The following is a 2,933-nucleotide window of genomic DNA, read 5'->3' as shown; positions in this document are numbered from 1 at the left end:
CCGAGGGCGAACCCGGCCCCCACGGCCCGCAGGAGCTGGGCCAGCGCGTGATGGCGCTGCTGAGCGGCAGCGGCGACGTGTCCAGCGCGCCGCTCGACCAGATCGAGGCCGCGCTGATCCGCAGCGCCATGGCGCGCACCCACGACAACCAGTCCGCCGCGGCGCGGCTGCTGGGCATCACGCGCGCGCAGCTCATCTACCGGCTGCGCGCGCTGGCACCGCCGCCGCAGGGCTGAGCCGCGGCCTCGGGGCCCGGCGGATACCTACAAGGTATCGCGACAGCCCAGTATCGGTATTGGACCGCCGGGCGGAGCGCTTCCTACACTTCCCCGCAACCGCTCGACAACAACAACAAGCTGCCGCGACCGCCCGAGACGTCGCACGAGCCCACCGCACACCGCCACCTCGAGGAGACCCCCCATGGCAATGACCGGAGTGCTGCGTCCCGGCCACGCGCAATTGCGCGTGCTCGACCTGGAAGTCAGCCGCAAGTTCTATCGTGACGTGATCGGCCTCGTGGAGACCGGCACCGACAAGCAGGGCCGCGTGTACTTCAAGTGCTGGGACGAGCGCGACCACCACAGCGTGGTGCTGCGCGAGGCCGACACCGCCGGCATCGACTTCGTGGGCTACAAGGTGCTGGACCGCGCCACGCTCGACCAGCTGGAGCGCGACGTGCGCGCCTACGGCCTGGAGACCGAGCGCGTGCCGGCCGGCGACCTGCTGGAGACCGGCGAGCGCGTGCGCTTCCAGCTGCCCACCGGCCACCTGTTCGAGCTGTATGCCGACAAGAAGCACGTGGGCAACGGCCTCGGCCAGGTGAACCCCGCGCCCTGGGGCCCCGACTCGGAGCGCGGCATGGCGCCCACCCGCCTGGACCACTGCCTGCTGTACGGCACCAACATCGCCGCCAACAAGAAGCTGTTCACCGAGGTGCTGGGCTTCTACCTGGTGGAGCGCATCCTCGGCCCCAAGGAAGCGGGCGAACCCGAGGTGGCGATCTTCCTGGCGTGCTCGCACAAGACGCACGACATCGCCTTCGTCGAGTACCCCGAGCCGGGCAAGCTGCACCACCTGAGCTTCCGCATGCCGACCTGGGAGCGCGTGCTGCGCGCCGGCGACATCATGGGCATGAACAACGTGCCCATCGACATCGGCCCCACCCGCCACGGCACCACGCGCGGCGAGACCATCTACGCCTGGGACCCTTCGGGCAACCGCTTCGAGACCTTCTGTGGCGGCTACGACCCCTACCCGGACGTTGAACCGATCACCTGGACCCACGACGGCTTCGGCCACGGCCTGGACTACCCGAACGGCAAGCTGCACGAGAGCTTCCTCACCATCGTGACCTGAGGCCGGGCATGCGGGGCCTTGTGCGGCCCCGCGGTGGCGACCGTGCCTCGCTCAGGCCTTGGCCGCCTCCGGCGTGGTGGCGGCTGATGCAGCGGCGGCACTGCCGCGGTTGAGCGACTTCTGCATCGGCCCGATGGCGCGCACCACCACGTCGCTGATCGGGTAGATGCAGCAGGCCAGCACGCGGTGGCAGGCCTCGTCGTCGGCGTTCACGTGGTTGCGGCTCATCACGCGCTTGCGGTACTGGCCCGACACCACCTCCACCTTGCACACACCGCAGCCGCCGCCGCGGCAGCCCACCGGGATGCCGCGCTTGCCGAGCCGCGCCAGGCCGACCAGCACGGTCTCGGCGCTGTTGCAGGCGTAGGCCTCGCCGGTGTCGGCAATCGTGACGCGGTGCGATGACGGACAGGGGTCGACGGGCACCTCGGGGCTCCTCTCAGGGTTATCACCGTGCGGCGGTCGGCGTGCGCCGATCCGCGGCGACGCGAAGATACTTGAGACCCCGAGGCAAAGCCAATACCGTTCACGCCCGGCGGCCATACCCGTCGGGCCGCCCTCCCCACCTTTCCCCTGCACCTCATGGACCTGCGACACCTCAAGTACTTCGTGGCGGTGGCTGAGGAGCTGAACATCGGCCGCGCCGCGGCGCGGCTGCACATCTCCCAGCCGCCGCTCACGCGACAGATCCGCGCGCTGGAAGAAGAGCTGGGCGTCGACCTGTTCGTGCGCACGCCCAAGGGCGTGGAGCTCACGCAGGCCGGCGAGATGTTCCGCACCGAGGCCAACAACATCCGCATGCTGGTGGAAGGCGCCATCGACCGCGTGCAGCGCGCCGGCGAAGGCAAGCTCGGCCGGCTGGACGTGGGCATCTTCGGCTCCGGCATCTACGGCGTGATCCCGGAGCTGCTGGAGGCCTTCCGCACCCGGCTGCCGGGCGTGAGCATCGTGCTGCACACGATGACCAAGAACGAGCAGATCGAGGGGCTGCGGCAGCGCCGCATCACCGTGGGCTTCAACCGCATGATGCCGCCGCTGCCCGACATCGGCCGCGAGCTGGTGACCACCGAGCGCCTGCTGGTGGCGGTGCACGAGAGCCACCCGCTGGCCGGGCTGGCGGCGGTGCCGTTCCGCGCGCTGGCCGACCACCCGCTGGTGCTGTTTCCGAACGTGGGGCGGCCGAGCTTCATCGACAAGGTGATCGAGCTGTGCAAGCAGCAGGGCTTCGAGCCCCAGATCGCGCAGGAGGTGGGCGACGCGGTGACCGGCATCGCGCTGGTGGCCAGCGGCTACGGCCTCTCGCTGATCCCCGAATCCATCACCTCGCTGCAGATGCCGCGCGTGGTGTACCGCCCGCTCGCCGACGCGCCGCAGGCCACCATCGACCTCAGCTGCCTGTACCGCGCCACCGACCCCTCGCCGCTGCTGCGGTCGTTTCTGGGCATCGTGCGGGAGTACCGCGACAAGTGGGAGCGGCGGGAGTGAGTGCAGGACCGCGGGAAGGCCGCGATCGGCAAGGCCGCCGGTGGGCCGACAGGCTGGCGCCCTTTCCCGCTTGAACGGCCCGCCCGCCCGCG

At 70.5% G+C, this 2,933-nt stretch carries 4 protein-coding genes; 3 read left to right on the top strand and 1 reads right to left on the bottom strand.

Annotation, left to right across the window (positions count from 1 at the left end; genetic code table 11):
- Positions 1–236, top strand: a 236-nt coding sequence (locus tag x551_RS20515; RefSeq protein ID WP_036250754.1) for a helix-turn-helix domain-containing protein, incomplete at its 5' end; no start/stop codon positions are given.
- 184 nt (positions 237–420) lie between these two features.
- Positions 421–1,356 carry a catechol 2,3-dioxygenase gene (locus x551_RS20510; RefSeq protein WP_011830886.1) on the top strand — a complete coding sequence of 312 codons (936 nt, stop codon included), beginning with the start codon at positions 421–423 and terminating at the stop codon, positions 1,354–1,356.
- A gap of 51 nt (positions 1,357–1,407) precedes the next feature.
- On the opposite strand, the gene x551_RS20505 is transcribed toward x551_RS20510, so the two are convergent.
- A complete protein-coding gene (locus tag x551_RS20505; RefSeq protein WP_011830887.1) occupies positions 1,408–1,782 on the bottom strand; it encodes a 2Fe-2S iron-sulfur cluster-binding protein in 375 nt (124 codons plus the stop codon).
- 156 nt (positions 1,783–1,938) lie between these two features.
- Here x551_RS20505 and x551_RS20500 point away from each other — a divergent pair, with 156 nt between their 5' ends.
- A complete protein-coding gene (locus x551_RS20500) occupies positions 1,939–2,841 on the top strand; it encodes a LysR substrate-binding domain-containing protein (RefSeq protein ID WP_011830888.1) in 903 nt (300 codons plus the stop codon).
- The last annotated feature ends 92 nt before the right edge of the window (positions 2,842–2,933 follow it).

Origin of the sequence: Methylibium sp. T29, assembly GCF_000576205.1 — a bacterium.
Taxonomy (GTDB): Bacteria; Pseudomonadota; Gammaproteobacteria; order Burkholderiales; family Burkholderiaceae_C; genus Methylibium; species Methylibium petroleiphilum.
The sequence above is the reverse complement of the archived record's forward strand: the minus strand, read 5'-3'. Positions and strand labels throughout refer to the sequence as shown.